Raw genomic sequence first — 20,032 nt, forward strand, 5'->3', positions numbered from 1 at the left:
CGCGTCATTAAGGGCTGGTCGCCGGGTTGCCGGAATGGAGGTCCATTCTACCGGAACCCGCCGGCCGTCTCCAGTGCCGCCACACGAACCAACCCAACCCGGGCAACTGCAGCAACACCAGCACCGCGAAGCCGACCTGGTAGGCCTGGGCCGGATACTGCTGCATCAGGTTGGGCCGCCAGCAGCCGACCACCATGCCGAAGCCCGCCTGCACCGCGAACGCGCCCAGGAAAATGAGCAGGTTCAGACAGGTCGCGGCCCGTCCCGTCAAGGTTCCGGGCAGGTTCTGCGCGATGATCGCGTACTCGATACCGGTCACCGTGCCCACCAGCGTGAACAGCACCGACAAGGTCTGGAAGCTGGGCGACCAGTTGAACACGAAGCCCAATTGCACCAGGATGAACAGCGCCACGCCGGCCGCCGCCACGCGGATCGGCGGCACCCCGCGCCGGCCGGCCCACTCGGTGATCATGCCCACCGCGATGGCTCCAAAGATGATAGCCGCCATGCTCAGATACAGCAGGTAGCCGACCGCCTCGTCCGAAAAACGCGCCACGTCGGTCAGCCAGCGGCTGATCCACAGCCCCTGCATGCCGAAGAACACCGTGTGCGGGATCAGCACCAGCATGGCCGCCTCGCGGAAGGCCGGATGGCGGTACACCTCGCCCATCGTCGCCAGCAGCGATCCTTTACCCGATCCTGGCGGCGACAGCGGCTGCGACGGCGCCAGCATGCGGATCAGCAGGCCGGTGGTCACCGCAGCGATGGCCAGCACGACGAACAGGCCGCGCCAGTCCGTGTAGTGCAAGGCCAGGCGCACCGGCAACGTGGCCGACGCCGCCCCCAGGCCGCCGACGGCGATCAGGTAGCCCTGCACCGACGGCATGCGCGACGGCGCGATCCAGGTCGATATCGCTTTCACCGCCGACATGAAGCAGCCGCCCACGCCCAGACCGATGACGGCGCGCGCCACCAGCAGTTCGGCGAAGGTGTCGCCGCCGGAGAAGGCCAGCGCGCCCACCGCCGCCACGATCAGCATCGGCAGCTGCACCTTGGCCGGTCCCCAGCGATCGAGCGCAATGCCGACCGGTAGCTGCACCAGCGCGAAGGCGAAAAAGAAGGCGCTGGTCAGCAGCCCCAGTTGGCCGGGCGTGAGCGCAAGCGCCGTCACCAGTTGCGGCGCCACCGTCGCGTTCACGGTGCGCATCAACGCCGACAGGAAGTGGCCCAGCGCGAACGGCAGGAACACCAACAGGAACACGGCGCTTCCCGACAGTTTGCGCGCTGGCTCCCCCACCCCGCAAACCGGAGGCGCGGGGTCGGACCCCGTGGCCGCATTGCGGGTCGGCGGTGGCGGCATGCACACCAGGTCCTCCCGCGTCCGTTCCCCGGTCAGCATGGCGCCACCCCTATGCGGCGTTCGGTGCGCTGCAACCGGCCGACACCGCGGCGGCGGCGGCCTCCTGCCGCGCCGAGATCAGCGGGATCACCTTGCGGTGGCCGGGCGTCTCGATGCCGTACTCGCTGCGGCTGCCGCCCTCCTCCTCAAAGAAGAACTTCTCCTTGCCGAAGGCTGGTTTCAGATGGTCCATCCAGGTCGCGTTGGGATCGTACTTGGCGTAGAACGGACGGCGCACCCAGTTCGGATTGCGGGCTTGCAGGAACTGCAGCGCGAAGACCTTCTCGCCGCCGATGGTGACCACGCCGTCGATCACCACCTTGCCGGGAAAGGCGCTCATCGACGGACCGCGCACGGTGCGCGCCAGGCCCGACACCATCTGGTAGGCCTCCTGGAAGATCTCGTGCGCGCGCGCCAGCGGCAGCTCGAAGTACTCGCGCGGGCCGGTGTCGCGCTCGACGAACATGTAGTACGGAATCGCGCCCAGGCGCACGCCGGTCTGCCACAACTCGGCCCAGCTTTTCGGGTCTTCGTTGATGTGGCGGATCAGCGGGCCTTGCATGCGCAGGGTGGCGCCGGTGCCGACGATGCGCTTGACGGCAAGCTGGGCGATCTCCGAGCGCAGCTCCACCGCGTGGTTGTAGTGGCCCATGATGGCCATGTTCTTGCCGCTGGCGACCACCCGCTCAAAGAGGCGCAGCAGATCGTCGGCGTCGCGGTCGGTGACGAAGCGCTGCGGCCAGTACGCCACCAACTTGGTGCCGATGCGGATGTTCTGGATATGCGCCAGCTCCGGCACCAGCAGCGGCTCGATGTAGGCCTCAAGCGAGCGGGTGTTCATGATCAAGGGATCGCCGCCCGTGATCAGCACATCGGTCACCTCCGGATGCAGCTTCAGATAGGCCGCCAGCTCGTGCGACTCGCGGGCGTCGAACTTCATGTCGTCCATGCCGACAAACTGCGGCCAGCGGAAGCAGAAGGTGCAATAGGCGTGGCAGGTCTGGCCGGCGCTGGGGAAGAACAGCACCGTCTCCTTGTACTTGTGCTGCAGGCCCTTGACCGGCGCGTCGTTCACGCGCGGCACGTTGTGCGTCATCTGGCCGGCGGGATGGGGATTCATGCGCATGCGGATCTTGCGCACCAGTTCTGCCATCGCCGGCTGGTTGGCGTGCCCCAGCACCAGTTCGCGCAGCTGGGCGTAGTCGTCCGCCTGCAGCATGTCCTTGTGCGGGAACACCAGGCGATAGATCGGATCGTCGGGGATGTTGTTCCAGTCGATCAAATGGTCGAGCACATATTCGTTGGTGCGGAACGGCAGCACATGCGACACCACCTGCACCGCCTCCTGCAAATCGGGCGGGATCCATTCCCACTGGCGCGAGTTGGCGATGGTCTGGCGGATGAAGGGTTTGAACTTCGGCGCCTGCGCGGCGCTTGGGGTACCGGACGAAATCAGGTTGGTGGTCATGGCGGTTTCCTATCGCTTTTGTTGGGTGGCGGAAACCCCATCGTAGGCTGGCCATGGGCCATTGAAATTGCCGAAAATCAAGTGACGCTTGGAAAGATTTAGAGACTGGGCGCAAGCGACAATAAAACCACGCTCGTAATTGCCATACGGCCACACCTTGCGGCAGCGCAATCCCGGCGACCGGGGCGGGCGTAAAGTTTACCCGAGCAATCCCCCTCACCTGACAAGGACCCACCATGAAACTGCACTTCGCGCACTTCGCATCGGCCGCCGTCGCCGCGACCGCCCTGTTCAACCAGTCCGCCGCCATCGCCGCCGAACCGACCGAGAAAGACGCCATCGCCATGGCCGAAAAAGGCGCCGCCTTCATGAAGGCCAACGGCAAGGAAGCGATGATCAAAAAGATCACCGCCAAGGACCCGGACATCATCCAGGGCTCGCTGTACGTCGACATGCGCGACATCAACACCGGCATCGTGCTGGCACACCCGGTCAACCCGTCCATCGTCGGCAAGGACTTGACCGACGTGCCCGACGCCAGCGGCAAGAAATACCGCCGCGAGATCATCGAGCTGGCCGCCAAAAAAGGCAGCGGCTGGGTCGACTACCAGTACAAGAATCCAACGTCCGGCAAGATCGAGCCGAAGACCACCTACATCCTGCGCGTCGGCGACGTCGTGCTGGAGGCGGGCATCTACAAGAAGCAATAACGACGCAGCGCGCCGCTTATCTACCCAGCTTCGCACCAAGCCCGCCCCCACGCCGGAGAGCACCATGTTGAAGAAATTACGTATAGGTCCCAAACTGCTGCTCGCGCCCGGCCTGGTGCTGGTGCTGTTGATCGTCACCGCCGCCGCCGGCTACTACGGCATGGTGTGCCAGAACGCCTCGATGGAGAACCTGGTGCGGGTGCGCGCCGAGCGCCTCAAGGCGGCGGCCGACGTCTCCGGCGAGGCGCGCTACGCGCACGCCCACATCTACCAGTTGCTGGCCTGGGTCAACGGCAGCTTCGCGCAGTCGCGGCTCGACGCCCTGGGCAAGCAGATCAAGGCGCGCCACGCCGGCGTCGAGGGCGGGCTGCGCCGGCTGGCCGCCGAGTCGGGCGTCAACGAGGCGGAGCGCAAAATCGTCGAGCAATCCCTGCAGTCGCTGGCGGCCTACCGCAAGGCCGTGCTCGAAACGATGGAGATGGCGCAGATGGATCAAAGCATCGCCACCAACTCGATGGCCAAGGCCGAAACGCAGTTCTTGCAACTCAACGACCAGCTGGCGAAAATGTCGGCGCTGCAAAAGCAGTTGAGCGAGCAGGCGCACGCCCGCGCCACCGGCGACTTCGCCACCCTCACCACCACGATGGGCATCGTCGTGCTGCTGTCAATCGCGCTCTCGCTGGGCGTGACGATGGCCGTGCGCGGCGCCATGCTGCGCGACATCCGCGGCATCGCCGACGTCGTCGTGGCGCTGGCGGCGGGCCGTCTCGGCACCGGCCGGCGCAATGACGGGCGCGATGAAATCGCCGACACCGCGCGCATGCTCGATCAAACCATGAGCAACCTGACGCAGACCCTGGGCACGATCCTGACGGCGGTGCGCTCGATCGACACCGCCGCCCACGAGATCGCCAGCGGCAACCTCGATCTGTCGACCCGCACCGAAATGCAGGCCAGCTCGCTCGAACAGACGGCCAGCGCGATGGACAGCCTGACCCGGGCGGTGCAGCAGAACGCCGCCAACGCCCAGCAGGCCTGCAAGCTGGCCGCCAGCGCCACCGATATGGCCCAGCGCGGCGGCGCGGCCGTGCAGCAGGCGGTGCAGACGATGACGTCGATCCGCGCCAGCTCGCGCCAGATCGTCGACATCATCAGCGTCATCGACAGCATCTCGTTCCAGACCAACATCCTGGCGCTCAACGCGGCAGTGGAAGCGGCGCGCGCCGGCGAGCAGGGACGCGGCTTCGCGGTGGTGGCGTCGGAGGTGCGCACCCTGGCGCAGCGCTCGGCGGCGGCGGCCAAGGAAATCAAAACGCTGATCGCGGCCTCGGTGGCCACCATCGACAGCGGCAGCGCCTCGGTGCACCAGGCCGGCGAGCGCATGGGCGACATCGTCGACTCGGTGCGCGAGGTCAACGACATCATCGCCCGCATCAGCGACGCCAGCGCGGAGCAGGCGCTGGGCATCGCCGAGGTGAACCAGGCGGTCGGCCAGATGGATGACGTGACGCAGCAGAACGCGGCGCTGGTGGAACAGGCGGCGGCCGCCGCCGAAAGCCTGCAGGACCAGGCGGTGCACCTGTCGCAGGCGGTGTCGGTGTTCAAGGTCGAGCCGCCGGCGGCGCCCGCCTCCGCCCCGGCCTCAGGCGCGCATGGGTTTGCTCAAAAAGCGCGAGCCGGCCACGCCGAAGCGCCACGGCAGCTCCATGGCTTTCGAAATGCCGATGCGCGGGCCGGCTAACACCTCGACCGGCAACGCGTGATCGGGCGGCAGCAGCAGGAACGGCGGCGCGTCGAGCGGCAGATTGTTATGCGCGCGCGTCACGCCCAGCGCCTGGCATAGCCGCCCCGGTCCGGCGCACAGCAGGCGTTCGTCGTCCATGCCGCGCCGCTCGCGCATCACATCCAGCCCTGCCACCGGCTCGAGCGCGCGGATCAGCACCCCGGCGCCATGGCCCTCTTCGCGGCAAACGAAATTGAGGCACCAGTGCAGTCCGTGCGAGCGGTACACATAGCTGCGCCCGGGCGGGCCGAACATCGAGAAATTGCGCGGCGTCTCGCCGATGTAGCAGTGCGAGGCCGGCTCCTCGCGGTCATAGGCCTCGGTCTCGACGATGCGTCCGCCGACGCCATCCACCAGCACCGTCACACCGATCAGGCGGCGCGCCACCTCGTGCGACGGCGCGGCGAAATTGATTCCTGCGATAACATTGGTCATGGGCGATATTGTAAATGCCAATCTGGGCCGCGCGACCACGGACGGGCTATTGAATCGTTATCGAAGCGACATTAATTTTGTATCGCGGGCGAAAATTAACGACAAAATGTAGCTGTGCAGCAATAATATTGGGAGAAATTCGCGCAAACGGCGCGCGCTTGCGGCGATAATGTCGCGTACGCATGCTCATTTGCACGCCTAACATTTGCCGCGCCGGCCGTCCTTCCCCGGCCCTGCGCAGCCTTTACCCCTGAAGAACAACATGACGACAGTTGCAGCCCAAGCCATGCCAGTAGAAAACGCGGTGGAAGAAGCGCTGATGCGCTCCATCCGTATTCCTCCACGGCCAAGTCTGCTTGTCGACCTGCAGCGCGAGCTGGCCCAGTCCGACCCGTCGCCGCGCCGCATCGCCCGCATCATCGGCAACGACGTCGGCATGTCCGGCGCGCTGCTCAAGCTGGCCAACTCGCCGTTCTTCGGCGCCGCCCGCAAGGCCAAGTCGGTCGAACAGGGCATCAACTTCCTCGGCGTCGACCAGTGCGCCGCATTGCTGACCGGGCTGCTGGCGCGCCAGGCCATCGAAGGCAAGGAATCGGACCTGAACGCGTTCTGGGAAGTGTCGGCGCGGCGCGCCCAGGCGCTGGTGTTCACCTCGCGCAAGCTGCGCATCGCCCCGCCGGACATCGCCCACACCTTCGGCCTGTTCTGCGACATCGGCGTGCCGCTGTTGATGAACCGCTTCACCGACTACGCCGACACCTACGCCGACGCCTGCCACGAGGCCGAGCTGCCGTTCACCGCCGTCGAGGACCAGCGCTACAGCACCAACCACGCCGCCATCGGCTGCCTGCTGGCGCGCAACTGGGGGCTGTCGCCGGACGTCTCCTGGGCGATTTTGCTGCACCACGACTACCGCGTGCTCGACGACCCGGCCACCGACGACGCCGTGCGCTCGCTGGTGGCGCTGTCGCTGCTGGCCGAAAAGGGCATCGAACGCTTGCACGGCCGCCCCATGTCGTATGAATGGGAAAAAGGCGGCGCGCTGGCCTGCCAGCACCTCGGCCTGACCGAGGACGAAACCGCCGACCTGCTCGACGAACTGCACGAAGCCTTCCACCACGAACGATAAGACGACCACACCTACATGCCTAAGAACAAGCGCCCCGTACCGCGCAAATCCGCCAACTCCCCGGAACTCAAGGACGAGCAGCAAACCACCGAACTGTGCGCGCTGGCGCTGGACCTGTCGGACGGTGAATTCAACAACGATATCGTGGCCGAAAGCACCCGCGCCGAACTGGCGCAAAAGGCGCTCGACTTCCAGCGCCTGCTGCGCAAGCTGCTCAACCAGGGCAAGGACGAGGTGCTGTACGGCGCCATCGAGCTGGCGCGCGACGAATCGATCAACGGCGCGGTCGACGGCTACCGCTACCTGCGCAACGCCGTCGAGGAAGGCGCCGCCACCCTGCTGCTGCGGCGCGAGGGCGCGCCCGAGATGGAGATCGACGCCTTCGCCATTCCGGTGTTCGTGCACAGCCAGGGCGGGCTCGACCCGGCCGCCGACTTCCAGGACGGCGACGCCTACGACGCGCTGCTCGCCAGCTTCAACGACGCCGGGCTGGAAAGCCCGACGGCCAAGGTGGTGCTGGTCAGCCACGCCTATGATTTGACCGAGTTCGAGCGTGTCAGCTACGGCCAGTTGCACAGCATGGTGCGCGAGGCGGCGCAGTCGCTGACGGAGAAAAAAATCACCGCCGCGCCGGCGCTCGAGCGCAGCATGGCGGACGGCTGGACAGCCGTCGGCTTCGGCCCGGACGACAGCGCCGTCGAGTTGCGCTTCCTGCTCGGCTTCTCGCTCAAACGCGCCGACGACGCCTTCTACAAGGTGCCGGCCGGCGAGAAGGCGGCCGACGCCCACTTCGCCAAGCGCGCCGAGCGCTACCAGAAATGGACGGAGCAATACGGCGCGCTGGTGGCGCGCTGCCTGGGACGCGGCCGTGGCGCCGATCCGGCCCTGACGCTTAATTTCCTGTACCAGGACTTGTTCTTCGGCGCCCGCGCGCAGGGGCAGTCGGAGTACGACATGCTGGGCATCCTGTCCGAGCTCAACCAGGCATTGGGCGCGCACGCGCCGGACCAGGTCAGCGCCATCATCGCGCCGACCGATGTCGACGATGAAATGCTGCTGCGGGTGCAACTGTCGGCTGGTACGGAGGTGCTCGCCACGTGCGATAAGCCGCTCGACATCACCGCCGATCTCGAGGTGGAGGTCGACGACCTGCGCGATGCGCTGGCCAGCATCGGCATCGAAGCGGTATCGGTCGCGCTGCGTTTCGACGGCCAGGGGCAGCCCGTCGATGTGCGACCTCTCGCGTAGCACTCATGCGCCGCTGGCGGCTCGTGGCCGATTACGGCGTGCCGCCTAATCCGCCCTACGTGTCTCCACGGATCGCATGATCCGCCGGCCGTTGCCACGTGCCGCGACGGATCGCATGGTTCGCGGGTCGTTGCGCGGGGCCGCTATCTGATGCGTTACAGCGGAGACACGTAGGGCGGATTAGCGCAGCGTAATCTCCCACCGCGCCGCCCGCGACGCAACATGGATACTCGTTGACAGCACCGGATTAGCGGCAGATACTTTCCCCAAGGCGGAACACAGAGTCCGCTGCCTGGTGCGGCGCCGGCCTTGTGCTCCGCAGCAAAGGGAGACAAGTCATGAAGCCATGGGCCATGCTCTGGTGCGCCGTCGCGTTCTGCGTCAGCGGCTGCGCCAGCCAATCACCGGCGCAGCGCGCCCCGGTATCCGAACTATTCCACGACCAGCTATTCAAGGCGCCCGCCGCGCCGATCGACACCAACGCCATCTTCGCCCTGAGCGACCGCATGCGCGACTACCTCAAGCACAACCTCGTGCATCGCGGCGCCGGCCAGGACGCGCGCCGCGCGCTATTCGACGCCCTCTACACCCGCGACCAGCTCAAGCTCGAATACGACTCGGCCATGACGCGCAACGCCGCCGAGACCTTCGACGCGCGCGCCGGCAACTGCCTGTCGCTGGTGATCATGACGGCCGCCCTGGCGCGCGAGCTCAACTTCACCGTGCAGTTCCAGCAAATCCACATGGACGAAAGCTGGAGCCGCTCGGGCAATCTGTACTTCGCCGCCAACCACGTCAACCTGATGCTTGGCAAGAAGCGCACCTCCTACCTCGACGGCTACCAGGTCAACAACGCCAACGCGCTGACGGTGGACTTCATCCCCATCCCGCCCAAGGCGCGCGAAAGCGCCCGCCTGCTCGAGGAACAGACCATCGTCGCCATGTACCTCAACAATCGCGCCGCCGAACTGCTGTCGGCCGGCAGCATCGACGACGCCTACTGGGCAGCGCGGCAAGCCGTCCAGGCGGACCCGGCTTTCATGAACGCCTACAACACGCTTGCTGTCGTCTACCAGAACCACGGCGACCAGATGCAAGCGGAGCAGACCTTGCGCTACGCGCTGCGGCACGCGCCCAACAACACCATCTACCTGTCGAACCTGGCGCAGACCCTGGAGTCGCTGCAGCGTCCGGCCGAGGCGGCGGCGGTGCGCGAGCGGCTGGCGCGGCTCGAGCCGTTCCCGCCGTTCCACTTCTTCCACCTGGGACTGGAAGCGGTCAATCTCGGCGACTACCAGCGCGCGCGCAGCCTGTTCGAGCGCGAGCTCGAGCGCTCACCCGACTACCACGAGTTCCACTACTGGCTGGCGGTGAGCCAATACCAGCTGGGCAACCTGCGCGCCGCCGACAAGCACATGCGCAAGGCGCTGGAGAACAGCACCACGCAAGGGCAGAACGCGCTGTACGCCGCCAAGCTCGACCGTATCCGCGCCTATGAAGCGAAAGTGATCAAGTAACGGTAATCTGGAGGCAATGCAAAACCACTACTTACGTCTCGCCCAATAGTTGGGACGACGCCGTTGATGTGCCAGCGCTAACACCCTCAGTTCATCGTGGCTTACTTGATAGATGACGCTGTAAGGAAACCTACGAAGAAAATATCGGCGCCGGTTCCCGCGAAAGATTGCTCCCAGTTGTGGTGAAGAAGCGATAAGGTTTACAACCCGCTCAAACTCATCTACAAAGGCTCTAGCCAAACCAGTGTCCGCGTGAAGTACATAATAGTCCGCCGCAGCCTGCAACTCCGAAAGCGCCGCAGGAACGACTACCAACTTCACTTCAGGCCTGCGCGTATCAAGGCCAAGGCTTCATCAATGGGTATGGCTTTGACCTTACCGCTCTCGATATCAGCGTTGCGTCGCTCGACTTCCGAAGCCAGCGCCTCGTCGATATCAGCTTCCTGCGCCAAGCTGGTCAGCAGCAATTGCACAAGGGACTCCCGCTCATCGGACGTGAGCTTCAACGCCTGCGTTGTCAGTAACTCAAATTGCGATTGCATGGGGGGCCTCTCAATCAATCGGTACCCATCGTACTGCGAATGCACGGTCCTCCGCAACCGCAGGCTTGTCGAGAATGCGCCATATAGCGCGGCCAAAAGATGTCGGACCGCAAACGTCCCGGTAAAAGCGCTTGACACCGAATTTTACCAAGCCTATATTCACCCATATGGATGAATATAAAAACACACAGCTTGACGAGCTGTTCGCGGCGGTATCCGACGGCACCCGGCGCGCGATCCTCGCGCGATTGGCGGAGTCCGATGCGCGGGTGACGGAGCTGGCGGGCGCGTTCCCGATTTCGCTCAACTCCACCTCCAAGCACATCCGCATCCTCGAGCGCGCGGGACTGGTCACGCGCACCGTGCGGGGACGCGAACACATGCTGTCGCTCAACGCCGCGCCGATGGCCGAGGCCGTCGAATGGATGGAGTTCTACCGCCGCTTCTGGGATAACCGCCTGGCGGCGCTGGAGGACTTCGTGGTCAAGAAACGCAACACGGACAAACCCGGGAGCAAACAATGACACCAGCAGAAAACAACGGCAGCACCGGCACTATCGTGGTCAAGCGCACCATCCCCGCCACCGTCGACGAACTATTCGACGCCTGGCTGGACCCGGAAAGCCTCGCACAGTGGATGCATCCCGGCACCACCGTGCGCAGCACGGCCAGCGTCGATGCGCGCGTGGGCGGCGCCTTCGAAGTGCTGATGCACCACCCCGGCAAGCCTTTGCGTCATCACGGCGTGTATCGCCAGATCGAACGCAACCAAAAGCTCGTGTTCACCTGGATCTCCGACGCCACGCACCACACCGAAACGCTGGTGACGGTGGAGTTCAACATCGCCAGCGCCGGCACCGAGATCGTGCTCACGCACCAGCGCATGCCCGACCGCGAGGCCGGCGACTCCCACGCGCAGGGCTGGACGGAGGCGTTCGATTTGCTGGAAGACCTGGTCACCGCCAAGCCGATCACCCTCTTCACCTTCGATTGGGTTCCCCAAATGCCCAGGGGCTATGTGCGGGATCTGCGCGTGCGCTGGGCGCTGGAGGAAGCCGGTCTGCCCTACCGCGTCCAGGGCGTACCGTTCGGCGACCGCGATGCCGAGCATTTCGCGCACCAGCCCTTCGGCCAGGTACCGTGGCTCACCGATGGCGACCTGTCGATCTTCGAGAGCGGCGCCATCCTGCTGCATCTGGGCGAGCGCAGCGACACGCTGATGTCCGCCGATCCGCGCGGCCGCACGGAGACGCTGGAGTGGCTGTTCGCCGGCCTCAATTCGGTCGAGATGGCGAGCCTGCCCTGGAGCCTGCTCCACTTCACCGGCAACACCAGCGACACGCCGGGCTGGAAGTTTCTGGACGACTTCCTCCACCTCCGCCTCAAGCATCTGGAGACGGTGCTGGCCGGGCGCGAATGGCTTGCCGGCCCCTTCTCCATCGCCGACATCATGATGGCCGACGTGTTGCGCCTGGTGGATCGCTTCGACGGCTTGGCCGCGTATCCCGCTTGCGGCGCCTACGTCGCGCGCGCCATCGCCCGCCCACCGTTCGTGAAGGCCCATGCGGACCAGATGGCGCATTTCGCGGCGGCGGATTAGGCAGAGCGGGCAGTCAGCAAATCAGTACCTTTTCCGCTCCCGCAGGAGCTGCAGGCTAGTGCCGACGTAGATGAAATCCGATTGCGGTACCGCCCTACCAGGGCTACCATGTGTAGATCTAACTTGGGCTATGCATATCATGAGAACCAATATTTTCATCGACGAGAAGCTAATGGAAGACACCCTCCGGCTTACCGGTCTGAAAACCAAACGTGAAGCTGTTGAGCTTGGATTGCGTACATTGCTACGCCTCAAACAACAGGAAAAAATACGACAATTTCGTGGGAAGCTAATTTGGGAAGGCGACCTCGACACCATGCGAATCGACAAGTGACCTTGGTCGACTCAAGCGTGTGGATCGATTTTTTCAGGGGCACGACTACGCCTCAAACCATGCTGCTGGATAACTTACTTGGCAGCGAACCTGTCGCAACTGGCGATCTGATTTTAACTGAGGTGTTGCAAGGATTTCGAACCGACCGAGATTTCAACAAAGCAAAGAAGCTGCTGACTTCATTGACTATAGTTGTGCTCGGCGGTGAGAGGATAGCGATTCAGGCAGCGAGAAATTACCGGGCGTTGCGATCGTTAGGCGCTACTGTGCGCAAAACCATCGACACGGTAATTGCCACTCGCTGTATTGAGGACAAATATCATCTGCTATATAGCGACAGGGATTTTGACCCATTCGTCGCCCACCTTGGTCTTCGCTCGGCACTGCCATGAGTTCTCTTTCCAATTCTCTGCGGATGCTGACCGTGTGCAGGAGATAAAAACTCGATGAAACCGATAGTGATTGGCATCATGCCGCAAGAGCGTATACGCGAGCGTGTTCTTGCGATCGCTCGTGGCAGCTATAAACCAAAACCGAATGAACCCAAGGTCTGGTTCACATCCATGAAATCATTGGCAGAGGTCCTCAGTGACGAGAACCGCGCGCTGTTGCATATCATCTTGAAAACGAAACCGGAATCCATATCAGCTTTAGCCGAGCACGGGGCGCAAATCCAGCAACCTGTCGCGCACGCTCAAGACCATGTCCAACTATGGCATCGTGGAGCTAAGGCGAGAACGGAATCTAGTACGGCCGGTGGCAAAGGCGACCGTGTTCCGCATCGTCGCTCAGTGAGCATTGAAATGGACTAAAGCAAATCTTTCCAGCGCTCTAGTTTTTCCGCCAACGTCAGCGAGGCATGGGCCGGCGAGGTCGACGGCAACACCACAGTACGATATCCCTCGGCCGCGAACTGCGGCGCAAATTTTCCCGACGTCTGGCCGTTAAAGCCGACCGTCTCCAACAACGGACACAGCTCGCGCAGCCGCGCGAAGTCGTTCGCCGCCGGCTTGCGGATCGCCGAGTCAAGACTACCTTCGCGCTCGCACGCGCCCAGCACATCCCACAGCCCGAAGCCATGCGCCAGCAGGCGCGGCAACCGCTCGGCATACGGCAACTGCGCCAGCGGCTCCCCCGTCAGCGCCGACAGGATGGGCCACAGCAAATTGCGCGGATGCGCGTAGTACTGCTGCGCGGCAAGCGAGGCCGCGCCGGGAAAGCTGCCCAGCACCAGGATGCGCGTGCGCGCGTCGATCACGGGCGCGAGGCCGGTCAGCGCTGGGGAGATCAAATCGGTGTCATCGGGCATGCCGGCATTTTACCGGAGCCCGCCACGGCGCGGCGCCCGCGGAAGCGGCCTCTGCCTCACCGGCGAAAAACGGGTGTAGAATTTACCGGCGGCCAGACCGCGCCATAAAAACAATTGCAGGAGACAACCATGCCGCAACCGCGCACCATCGATCTGTTGCTCGCCAAGTACAGCGAGAGCCATCTGAACCCCACCAACGAAGTGATCCACTTCATCTGCGTACCGGTCATCGTGTTCACCTTGCTGGGACTGGTGTGGGCCATCCATCCGCTGGCGGCCGTGGCGGTGACGGTGGCCTCGCTGATCTACTACTTCACCCTGTCCAAGCCCTTCGCGCTGGGCATGCTGGTGATGGCCGCCGTCATGCTCGCCATATTGGCCGCGCTGCCGCCGCAAGCGGTGCTGCCGCTGTCGCTGGCGATTTTCGTGCTGGCGTGGATCGGCCAGTTCATCGGCCACAAGATCGAAGGCAAGAAACCATCGTTCTTCGACGACCTGCGCTTCCTGCTCATCGGGCCGCTGTTCGTGCTGGGCTTCCTGTACCGCCGCTTCCGGCTCGCCTACTGACGCACCCCGTTCAGCGACGGGACATCGCCAAAAAGATGGCCGCTAGGCAAGTTGTCAATAAGCCAGCTATACTTGTTCGATGTCCTCTCCATTGCTCTTCGTTATCGCCTGCCTGATCTGGGGCTCCACTTTCTTCGCCATCACCTTGCAACTGGGCGACGTCGCCCCGGCCGTCTCGGTGGCCTACCGCTTCGGTCTGTCCGCCGCCGCGCTGTTCGCCTGGTGCGCGGTGCGCGGCGACAAATTGATGCTGTCCTGGCGCGCCCAGCGCTGGCTGATGCTCCAAGGCGGCGCTACATTCGCGCTCAGTTACATCTGCACCTACTCGTCCGAGCAATATCTGGTGTCGGGCCTGGTCGCCGTGCTGTTCGCGCTGATGGTGTTCTGGAGCCCCATCCTCAACCGCATCGTCTTCGGCACGCCGGTCAGCTGGCGCACCTGGAACGCCGGCATCATCGCCGTCGCCGGCGTCACCTTGCTGTTCTTCCACTCGATCCAGGGCGCCTGGCACGACATCATGAGCGGCGGCGAAGGCCATTTCCTGCTCGGCCTCGGACTGGCCCTGACGGCCACCGTCGCCAGCACCGTCGGCAACCTGATCGTCGTCAAGGTGCGCGTGGAGTCGTCCAACGTGCTGCTGACGATGGCCTGGTCGATGATGTGGGGCACGCTGATCGTCGCCGCTTGGGTGCTGGTCACCGGCCAGTCGTTCACCCTGTCGAGCGAACCGAAGTACTGGGGCGGCCTGCTCTACCTGTCGCTGTTCGGCTCGGTCATCGCGTTCGCCGCCTATTTCACGCTGATCCACCGCATCGGGTCGGACAAGGCCGTCTACATCACCGTCGTCACACCGGTGATCTCGGTGCTGTTGTCGATCCAGCTCGAACACTTCCGTCCCGGACCGCTGGAATGGATCGGCATGGTATTGTGTTTGTCGAGCGTCGCCTGGGCGCTCAAATCCGATTCCCCTGTTATAAAAGAAAGTGTAGAAGCAGCCTGATGAACAACTCCGACCTGACCATCCGCCCGGCCGAGCCGGCCGACGTCTCCGCCATTTTCGGCATGATCTTCGAGCTGGCGGTGTTTGAAAAGCTCGAACACATGGTCGTGGCCAACGAGTCCATGCTGCACGAGAGCCTGTTCGGCGACAAACCCGGCTGCGAGGCGCTGGTCGGCGAGGCCAACGGCGAGGTCGTCACCTTCGCGCTGTTCTTCCACAACTTCTCCACCTTCCTGTGCAAAAAGGGGCTGTACCTGGAGGATTTGTACGTCAAGCAAGCCTGCCGTGGCCGGGGATACGGCAAGCAGATGCTGGTGGCGCTGGCGCGCCTGGCGGTCGAACGCGACTGCGGCCGCTTCGAATGGTCGGTGCTGGACTGGAACACCAACGCCATCAAACTCTACGAGGGCATGGGCGCCACCGTCATGCCTGAATGGCGCATCTGCCGCGTCACCGGCGAGGCGCTGACCGAGCTGTCGGCGCAAGCATAAACAACAAAAGGGCAAAAAAAATCCCACGCGGCGTCAGCGCCCGTGGGAGGAACCCGTTGTCAGTGGGAGGGAGATTGAATCAACGACTTCACTATAGCCGCGCCGCCGGCGCCCCGCCTCCCGCCTTACAAACCCTTACCCGTCTTCAAATCTGCTTACATTTGCTTTACAAAAATGAGCTTTCTTTAGTAAAAGATTGTCTGCTGGAATTAAAGCCGTTGTGACCGGGAACGGACGGCCAGCCGCTCCAGCAGCTCGAACACGGCCTGCGTCAGCAACGCCAGCACGGCCGCCGGAATGGCGCCGGCCAGCAGCATGTCATTGTCGTTCAGCGCCAGGCCGATGGTGATGCGCTCGCCGTAGCCGCCCGCGCCGATGAAGGCCGCGATGGTCGCCGTGCCCACGCTCATCACCGCCGCCGTTTTGACGCCGGCCAGGATCACCGGCAGCGCCAGCGGCAGCTCGACCAGCATCATGCGCTGAGACGGACGCAGGCCCAGCGCCAGCGCCGCCATCCGCAGCCCCGCCGACACCTGCAGCAGGCCGGTGCAGGTATTGCGCACGATCGGCAGCAGCGCGTAGACCACCAGCGCCACCAGCGCCGGCACGGTGCCTATGCGTCCCAGCAAGGGAATCAGCAGCGCCAGCAGGGCCAGCGACGGCACGGTTTGCAGCACGCCCGTCAACCCCAGCACCAGTTGCCGCAGGCGCGGGAACACCGCCGCCATCACACCCAGCGGAATGCCGACCACGCACGCCATCGCCACCGCGAACAAGACCAGCGTCAGGTGCTGGCGCGTCAGCGGCCACAGATTTTTGTCGAAGATCTTGGCCAGCAGGCCATCGCGCGCGGCGGGCGGTGCTTTGGCGTCGGCGGGGGCGGCCACTGTTCCAGCGGCCTTGGCGGCGCGCGCCGCCAGCCAGTCGCGCGCGACATTGGTGAAGCTCTTGCCGTCGATTTCGGCGGCGGCGTTCATGGCGATCATGTCGTCGGCGCTGATGCGCCCCTCCAATTGGCCGATCGCCTTCCATGCGGCGGGAAAGCGCTGCGCCGCGTCGAGCCGGTACAGCAGCACGGCGTCGTAGCGCGGGAAGTAGGCGCGGTCGTCATCCAGCACCCGCAGTCCGTACTGGCGTATCTTGGCGTCGGTCGAATAGATATCGATGACATCGACCTGGCGCTGCATCAAGGCCTCATAGGCGATGCCGTGATCCAGGCCCTCCGGCCGCTGCTTCAAACCGTAGCGGGCGGCCAAGCCCGGCCAGCCGTCCGCGCGGCCGATGAATTCATGCGACAGCCCGAAACGCAGCTTGTCGCGCGCGGCAAGATCGCTCAGCTTCCGCACGCCCTCGGCGTCGCCGCGCGTCGCCAGTGCGTAAGTGTTGTTGAACCCCAGCGGCACCGCCACGCCCAAGCCCATCGGCGCCAGTTCGCGCCGTATCTGCTCCAGCGGCGCGGCCTTGGTGTGCTTGAGTATCTCCAGGTCGATGGTGCCGAGATATTCCGGATAGACGTCGATGCGGCCCGCCTGCAAGGCCGCCAGCACGATGGCGGTGTTGCCCAGTCCTTGCAGGTGGACGACCTTGGCGTGCGGCGCGGCCGTCTGCCTCAGCACCTCGCCGAGGATATAGGATTCGGTGAATCGCTTGGAGCCGACATGCAGCGTGTCGCCATCCTGCGCGGCGGCCGCGCCGCCGATCAACAGTCCAAACGTCAGGAGCGCCCTGCCCAACCAGCCCCCCATCAGGTGCCCACCCGCAGCATCGGCGCCTTCAGCGCCTGGCTCAGCGTCTCGTAGCTCTCCGACAGATGCGCCTTGACCTCGCGGCTGGCCGGCCGCGCCATCGCGCCGCGCAGCTCGCGCTGCAGCGCCAGCGCGTTTTCGCGCTGCAGGCTGCGCGCATCGGCCGGCATCGACGGCGCGGCGCGCAGCAGCATGGTGGCGACGCGCTTCAGATGCTCGCGCTGAAGATTGCGGCGCATGCCGGTGATGTCCTTGCCGGTCTTGAGTTCACTCCACACCGCGTCCTGCACGCTGGTGTACAACTCGTCGAGGCCCAGGCCCAGTTTGGGATTGTCCAGCTTCTCGCGCGAGTCGATCAGCCGTATGGCGACGGCGTCGGACATCAGCTGATCGAGCACGCCCGCCTGCAAACCCAGCACCCTGCCGCCCACCGACACGTCGGCCTTGCCGCGCATGGTGAAGGTATCGGCGCCCAGGCGGCTGATCATCGCCGGGGTGAAGCTGAAGCTGTCGGATCTGAACAGGCTGTTGGTCAGCATCGTCAGCGCCGCCCGCTGGCGCGGCAGCGGCACCGGGGTGAAGGTGGCGCGGCCGGTACCGGCGTGGTCGCGCAGATAGGTGACGCCACCCACGTACTTGACCACCACCGGCATCGTGCGCGCAAATTGCTGGAAACCGTAGTCGAAGCTGCGGCGCAGCGATTCGTAGCTCTCGCCGGGTTTGAGCGTGCGGTTTTGTATCCGGTCCCACAACTCGCGCGAGATCGCCAGCCGGCGCTGGAAATACGCCAGCGGATCGCTGCCCAGATCGAACACGTTCACGTCCGGATCGGAATTGAAACCGCCTGCGTCCTGGTCGGTGCCGAAGGCCAGCAGCGGTTCGTTCGAACGGGCGGCGATCCTCGCCAGCTCCTGCTTCTCCTGCGCCGGTTCGATCGGCTTGTATGCATACTCGATCGCCCAGTAATCGTAAGGTCCCAGCGCGGACGTCACATACTCGCCCTGTTTCTCCCCCTTGATCGCCAGGTTGAACGGTGTGTAATCCATCACCGAACCGGTCATGCCGTGCTCCTTCGTGAAGACCGGGTCCTGCAACTGCTTGATGCTGTAGATCGTCGACGAGCGGAAGTTATGCCGCAGGCCCAGGGTGTGCCCCACCTCGTGCATGATCACCGAGCGCACATACGCCTGCGCCACGGCGTCGGCCTCGGGGCTGCCCATTTCCAGCTCGCCGCGCGCCTCCAGCAGGCCCATGGCAAAGCCCATCTCGTCCCCGGATTGCAGCATATAGTCGCAGCGGTCTTCATGCTCCGCGCCGTCAGCATGGGGCATGAAAGCCGCCGTCCGGTCCATTCCGTCCTCGCTCACCACGCGCCGCACGGTGCGCGAAAAACCGTCGGACATGCCGATATCGGCGTCGAGTATCTCGCCGGTGCGCGGATCAACCTGGCGCGGTCCGATGGCGAAACCGACGTCGCTGCCGACGAACCAGCGCACCGACGCGTGGCGCGCATCCATCGTGTCGAAATGGTCGGCGGAGGTCTGCTGCTTGACCACCACCGCATTCTTGAAACCGATCCGCTCGAACGCGGCGTTCCAGGCCAGTATGCCCTGGCGCACCGACTCGCGGTACTTGTCCGGGATGTTCGCATCCATCCAGTAGACAATGGGCTGCTTCGGCTCCGACAACGCCTGTGCCGGATCCTTCTTCTCAAGACGCCAGCGCGACACCATGTGCACGGCCGTCGTCGGCGTAACGTCGTCCGAGAAGTCCTGGTTGGTGGTGACGAAATGGCCCACGCGGTCATCCGCGCGGCGGCTCGCCATCGGTTCCGCCGGCAGCGGCATGAACGTGTAATAGAAGCCCAGGAACATGCTGCGCGGGTCCGGCAGCGTGGTCGGTGGACTGGCGATCGCCGTCGGAATGGCGGGCATGACCAGCGGCGGGGCCGGTATGCGCGGCACCGCGTAATGCGCGTTGACCTGGAACCCGGTCATCGTCTCGTCGCTGCGCACCGACGTGAAACTGCTGTTGCGCGCATCCATTGCGTACGGCAGGCGGAAGGCCGATTCCAGCCGGGTCGAAAAGCCGGGAATGTCGCCGAACAGCAGGATGTTGGCGTCGATCAGCACCGACTGGTTCTTGGCATTGGGGCCACTCGACACCGGCGCGATCGCCACCAGGCTGTCCGAGAATCCTTGCGCCACCACCTTCGCCTCGGGCGTGCCGCCGATGGCCTTGAACTGCGTGTTCTTGGCGATCATTTGCACCAGGTTGCCGATGCGGTGGAACGTCACCACGCGGCTGAAGCCCATCTGGCTGCCGTACACGCCGCGCTCCCCCAGCCCGTTGGGCATGTTCACGGACATGAACAGCGGACGGTCGAACTGGTCGGGCCGCAGCTCGATCCAGACCTTTTCTTCTTTTTGATACAGGTTGAAGAAGCCGGGGTGCTGTTTGGCGCCGCGCACCAGTTCCGCGAAAGGCCGGGTGGCGGCGGCCGGCGCCACGGCCGGCGCGGGCGCGGCGGCCGGTTGCAGCGGCGTGGTGGCGACCACCGGCACCTCGGTCGATGGCGATGGCGCCGGTGGCGCGGGAGGCGTCGGCGGCACCGGATCCTGTGCGAACGCCAGCGCTTGCACGCCCAATGACAGAAAAACGGCGACGCGCAGGGATTTCAAGGCAAACATGGTGTTCCTGTTACAGGTTGTGGGATCGGGATAATGTAACCGAAAGCCCCGGTAACGGAACGATT

The 20,032-nt window shown here is 64.5% G+C and carries 19 protein-coding genes and 1 pseudogene; 13 read left to right on the forward strand and 7 right to left on the reverse strand.

The window, feature by feature from the left end:
- Positions 1-7: 7 nt before the first annotated feature.
- Together NHH88_29995 and NHH88_30000 are read right to left on the reverse strand one after the other, a co-directional pair.
- Positions 8-1,399 carry an MFS transporter gene (locus NHH88_29995; GenBank protein USX13830.1) on the reverse strand — a complete coding sequence of 464 codons (1,392 nt, stop codon included), beginning with the start codon at positions 1,397-1,399 and terminating at the stop codon, positions 8-10.
- Between the two features lie 10 nt (positions 1,400-1,409).
- Entirely contained in the window at positions 1,410-2,867 is a 1,458-nt protein-coding gene (locus NHH88_30000; protein ID USX13831.1) for a lysine 2,3-aminomutase, read from the reverse strand.
- 236 nt (positions 2,868-3,103) lie between these two features.
- On the opposite strand from NHH88_30000, the gene NHH88_30005 reads away from it, so the two are divergent.
- Both NHH88_30005 and NHH88_30010 read left to right on the forward strand, forming a co-directional pair.
- Positions 3,104-3,577, forward strand: a complete 474-nt coding sequence (locus NHH88_30005; protein ID USX13832.1) for a cache domain-containing protein — start codon at positions 3,104-3,106, stop codon at positions 3,575-3,577.
- A 64-nt stretch (positions 3,578-3,641) separates the two neighbouring features.
- Entirely contained in the window at positions 3,642-5,318 is a 1,677-nt protein-coding gene (locus NHH88_30010; GenBank protein ID USX13833.1) for a methyl-accepting chemotaxis protein, read from the forward strand.
- Here NHH88_30010 and NHH88_30015 read toward each other — a convergent pair.
- On the reverse strand, positions 5,220-5,795 hold the full coding sequence (locus tag NHH88_30015) for a DNA-3-methyladenine glycosylase (protein USX13834.1): 576 nt from the start codon (positions 5,793-5,795) through the stop codon (positions 5,220-5,222). The genes NHH88_30010 and NHH88_30015 overlap by 99 nt on opposite strands.
- A gap of 262 nt (positions 5,796-6,057) precedes the next feature.
- Between NHH88_30015 and NHH88_30020 the strand changes: the two genes are divergently transcribed.
- The 3 genes from NHH88_30020 (at position 6,058) to NHH88_30030 (ending at position 9,689) form a co-directional block, all read left to right on the forward strand.
- Positions 6,058-6,924, forward strand: coding sequence for an HDOD domain-containing protein (locus tag NHH88_30020; protein ID USX13835.1), 867 nt, complete (start codon positions 6,058-6,060; stop codon positions 6,922-6,924).
- A 15-nt stretch (positions 6,925-6,939) separates the two neighbouring features.
- Positions 6,940-8,172: a hypothetical protein gene (locus NHH88_30025; protein USX13836.1), complete on the forward strand. Its 1,233-nt coding sequence runs from the start codon at positions 6,940-6,942 to the stop codon at positions 8,170-8,172.
- A 338-nt stretch (positions 8,173-8,510) separates the two neighbouring features.
- Entirely contained in the window at positions 8,511-9,689 is a 1,179-nt protein-coding gene (locus NHH88_30030) for a tetratricopeptide repeat protein (protein USX13837.1), read from the forward strand.
- A gap of 317 nt (positions 9,690-10,006) precedes the next feature.
- On the opposite strand, the gene NHH88_30035 is transcribed toward NHH88_30030, so the two are convergent.
- A complete protein-coding gene (locus tag NHH88_30035; GenBank protein USX13838.1) occupies positions 10,007-10,231 on the reverse strand; it encodes an addiction module protein in 225 nt (74 codons plus the stop codon).
- 167 nt (positions 10,232-10,398) lie between these two features.
- Between NHH88_30035 and NHH88_30040 the strand changes: the two genes are divergently transcribed.
- The 5 genes and pseudogenes from NHH88_30040 (at position 10,399) to NHH88_30060 (ending at position 12,960) form a co-directional block, all read left to right on the forward strand.
- Entirely contained in the window at positions 10,399-10,755 is a 357-nt protein-coding gene (locus tag NHH88_30040) for a metalloregulator ArsR/SmtB family transcription factor (GenBank protein USX13839.1), read from the forward strand.
- On the forward strand, positions 10,752-11,831 hold the full coding sequence (locus NHH88_30045) for an SRPBCC domain-containing protein (GenBank protein ID USX13840.1): 1,080 nt from the start codon (positions 10,752-10,754) through the stop codon (positions 11,829-11,831). Before NHH88_30040 ends, NHH88_30045 begins: the two co-directional genes overlap by 4 nt.
- Before the next feature lie 172 nt (positions 11,832-12,003).
- Positions 12,004-12,165, forward strand: coding sequence for a type II toxin-antitoxin system VapB family antitoxin (locus tag NHH88_30050; protein ID USX13841.1), 162 nt, complete (start codon positions 12,004-12,006; stop codon positions 12,163-12,165).
- Complete coding sequence (locus NHH88_30055; protein ID USX13842.1) at positions 12,162-12,557, forward strand: PIN domain nuclease; 396 nt, start codon at positions 12,162-12,164, stop codon at positions 12,555-12,557. The genes NHH88_30050 and NHH88_30055 overlap by 4 nt, the downstream gene beginning before the upstream one ends.
- A gap of 54 nt (positions 12,558-12,611) precedes the next feature.
- Positions 12,612-12,960, forward strand: a pseudogene (locus NHH88_30060) (transcriptional regulator).
- A gap of 13 nt (positions 12,961-12,973) precedes the next feature.
- On the opposite strand, the gene NHH88_30065 reads toward NHH88_30060, so the two are convergent.
- The gene (locus NHH88_30065; GenBank protein USX13843.1) at positions 12,974-13,474 is read right to left on the reverse strand and encodes a DNA-deoxyinosine glycosylase; all 501 of its coding nucleotides are present in this window, start codon (positions 13,472-13,474) and stop codon (positions 12,974-12,976) included.
- A 129-nt stretch (positions 13,475-13,603) separates the two neighbouring features.
- Here NHH88_30065 and NHH88_30070 point away from each other — a divergent pair, with 129 nt between their 5' ends.
- The 3 genes from NHH88_30070 to NHH88_30080 all read left to right on the forward strand — a co-directional run bounded on the left by NHH88_30070 (position 13,604) and on the right by NHH88_30080 (position 15,532).
- Entirely contained in the window at positions 13,604-14,041 is a 438-nt protein-coding gene (locus tag NHH88_30070) for a DUF962 domain-containing protein (GenBank protein USX13844.1), read from the forward strand.
- 79 nt (positions 14,042-14,120) lie between these two features.
- Positions 14,121-15,041: an EamA family transporter gene (locus NHH88_30075; protein ID USX13845.1), complete on the forward strand. Its 921-nt coding sequence runs from the start codon at positions 14,121-14,123 to the stop codon at positions 15,039-15,041.
- Positions 15,041-15,532, forward strand: coding sequence for a GNAT family N-acetyltransferase (locus NHH88_30080; GenBank protein ID USX13846.1), 492 nt, complete (start codon positions 15,041-15,043; stop codon positions 15,530-15,532). Before NHH88_30075 ends, NHH88_30080 begins: the two co-directional genes overlap by 1 nt.
- A gap of 209 nt (positions 15,533-15,741) precedes the next feature.
- Here NHH88_30080 and NHH88_30085 read toward each other — a convergent pair whose 3' ends face one another.
- Together NHH88_30085 and NHH88_30090 are read right to left on the reverse strand one after the other, a co-directional pair.
- Positions 15,742-17,265 (reverse strand): ABC transporter permease subunit, encoded by a 1,524-nt coding sequence (locus NHH88_30085; GenBank protein USX13847.1) that lies wholly within the window; start codon positions 17,263-17,265, stop codon positions 15,742-15,744.
- Between the two features lie 11 nt (positions 17,266-17,276).
- Complete coding sequence (locus tag NHH88_30090; protein USX13848.1) at positions 17,277-19,967, reverse strand: zinc-dependent metalloprotease; 2,691 nt, start codon at positions 19,965-19,967, stop codon at positions 17,277-17,279.
- Positions 19,968-20,032 lie beyond the last annotated feature (65 nt).

This window comes from Oxalobacteraceae bacterium OTU3CAMAD1 (genome assembly GCA_024123915.1).
GTDB lineage: Bacteria > Pseudomonadota > Gammaproteobacteria > Burkholderiales > Burkholderiaceae_D > Rugamonas.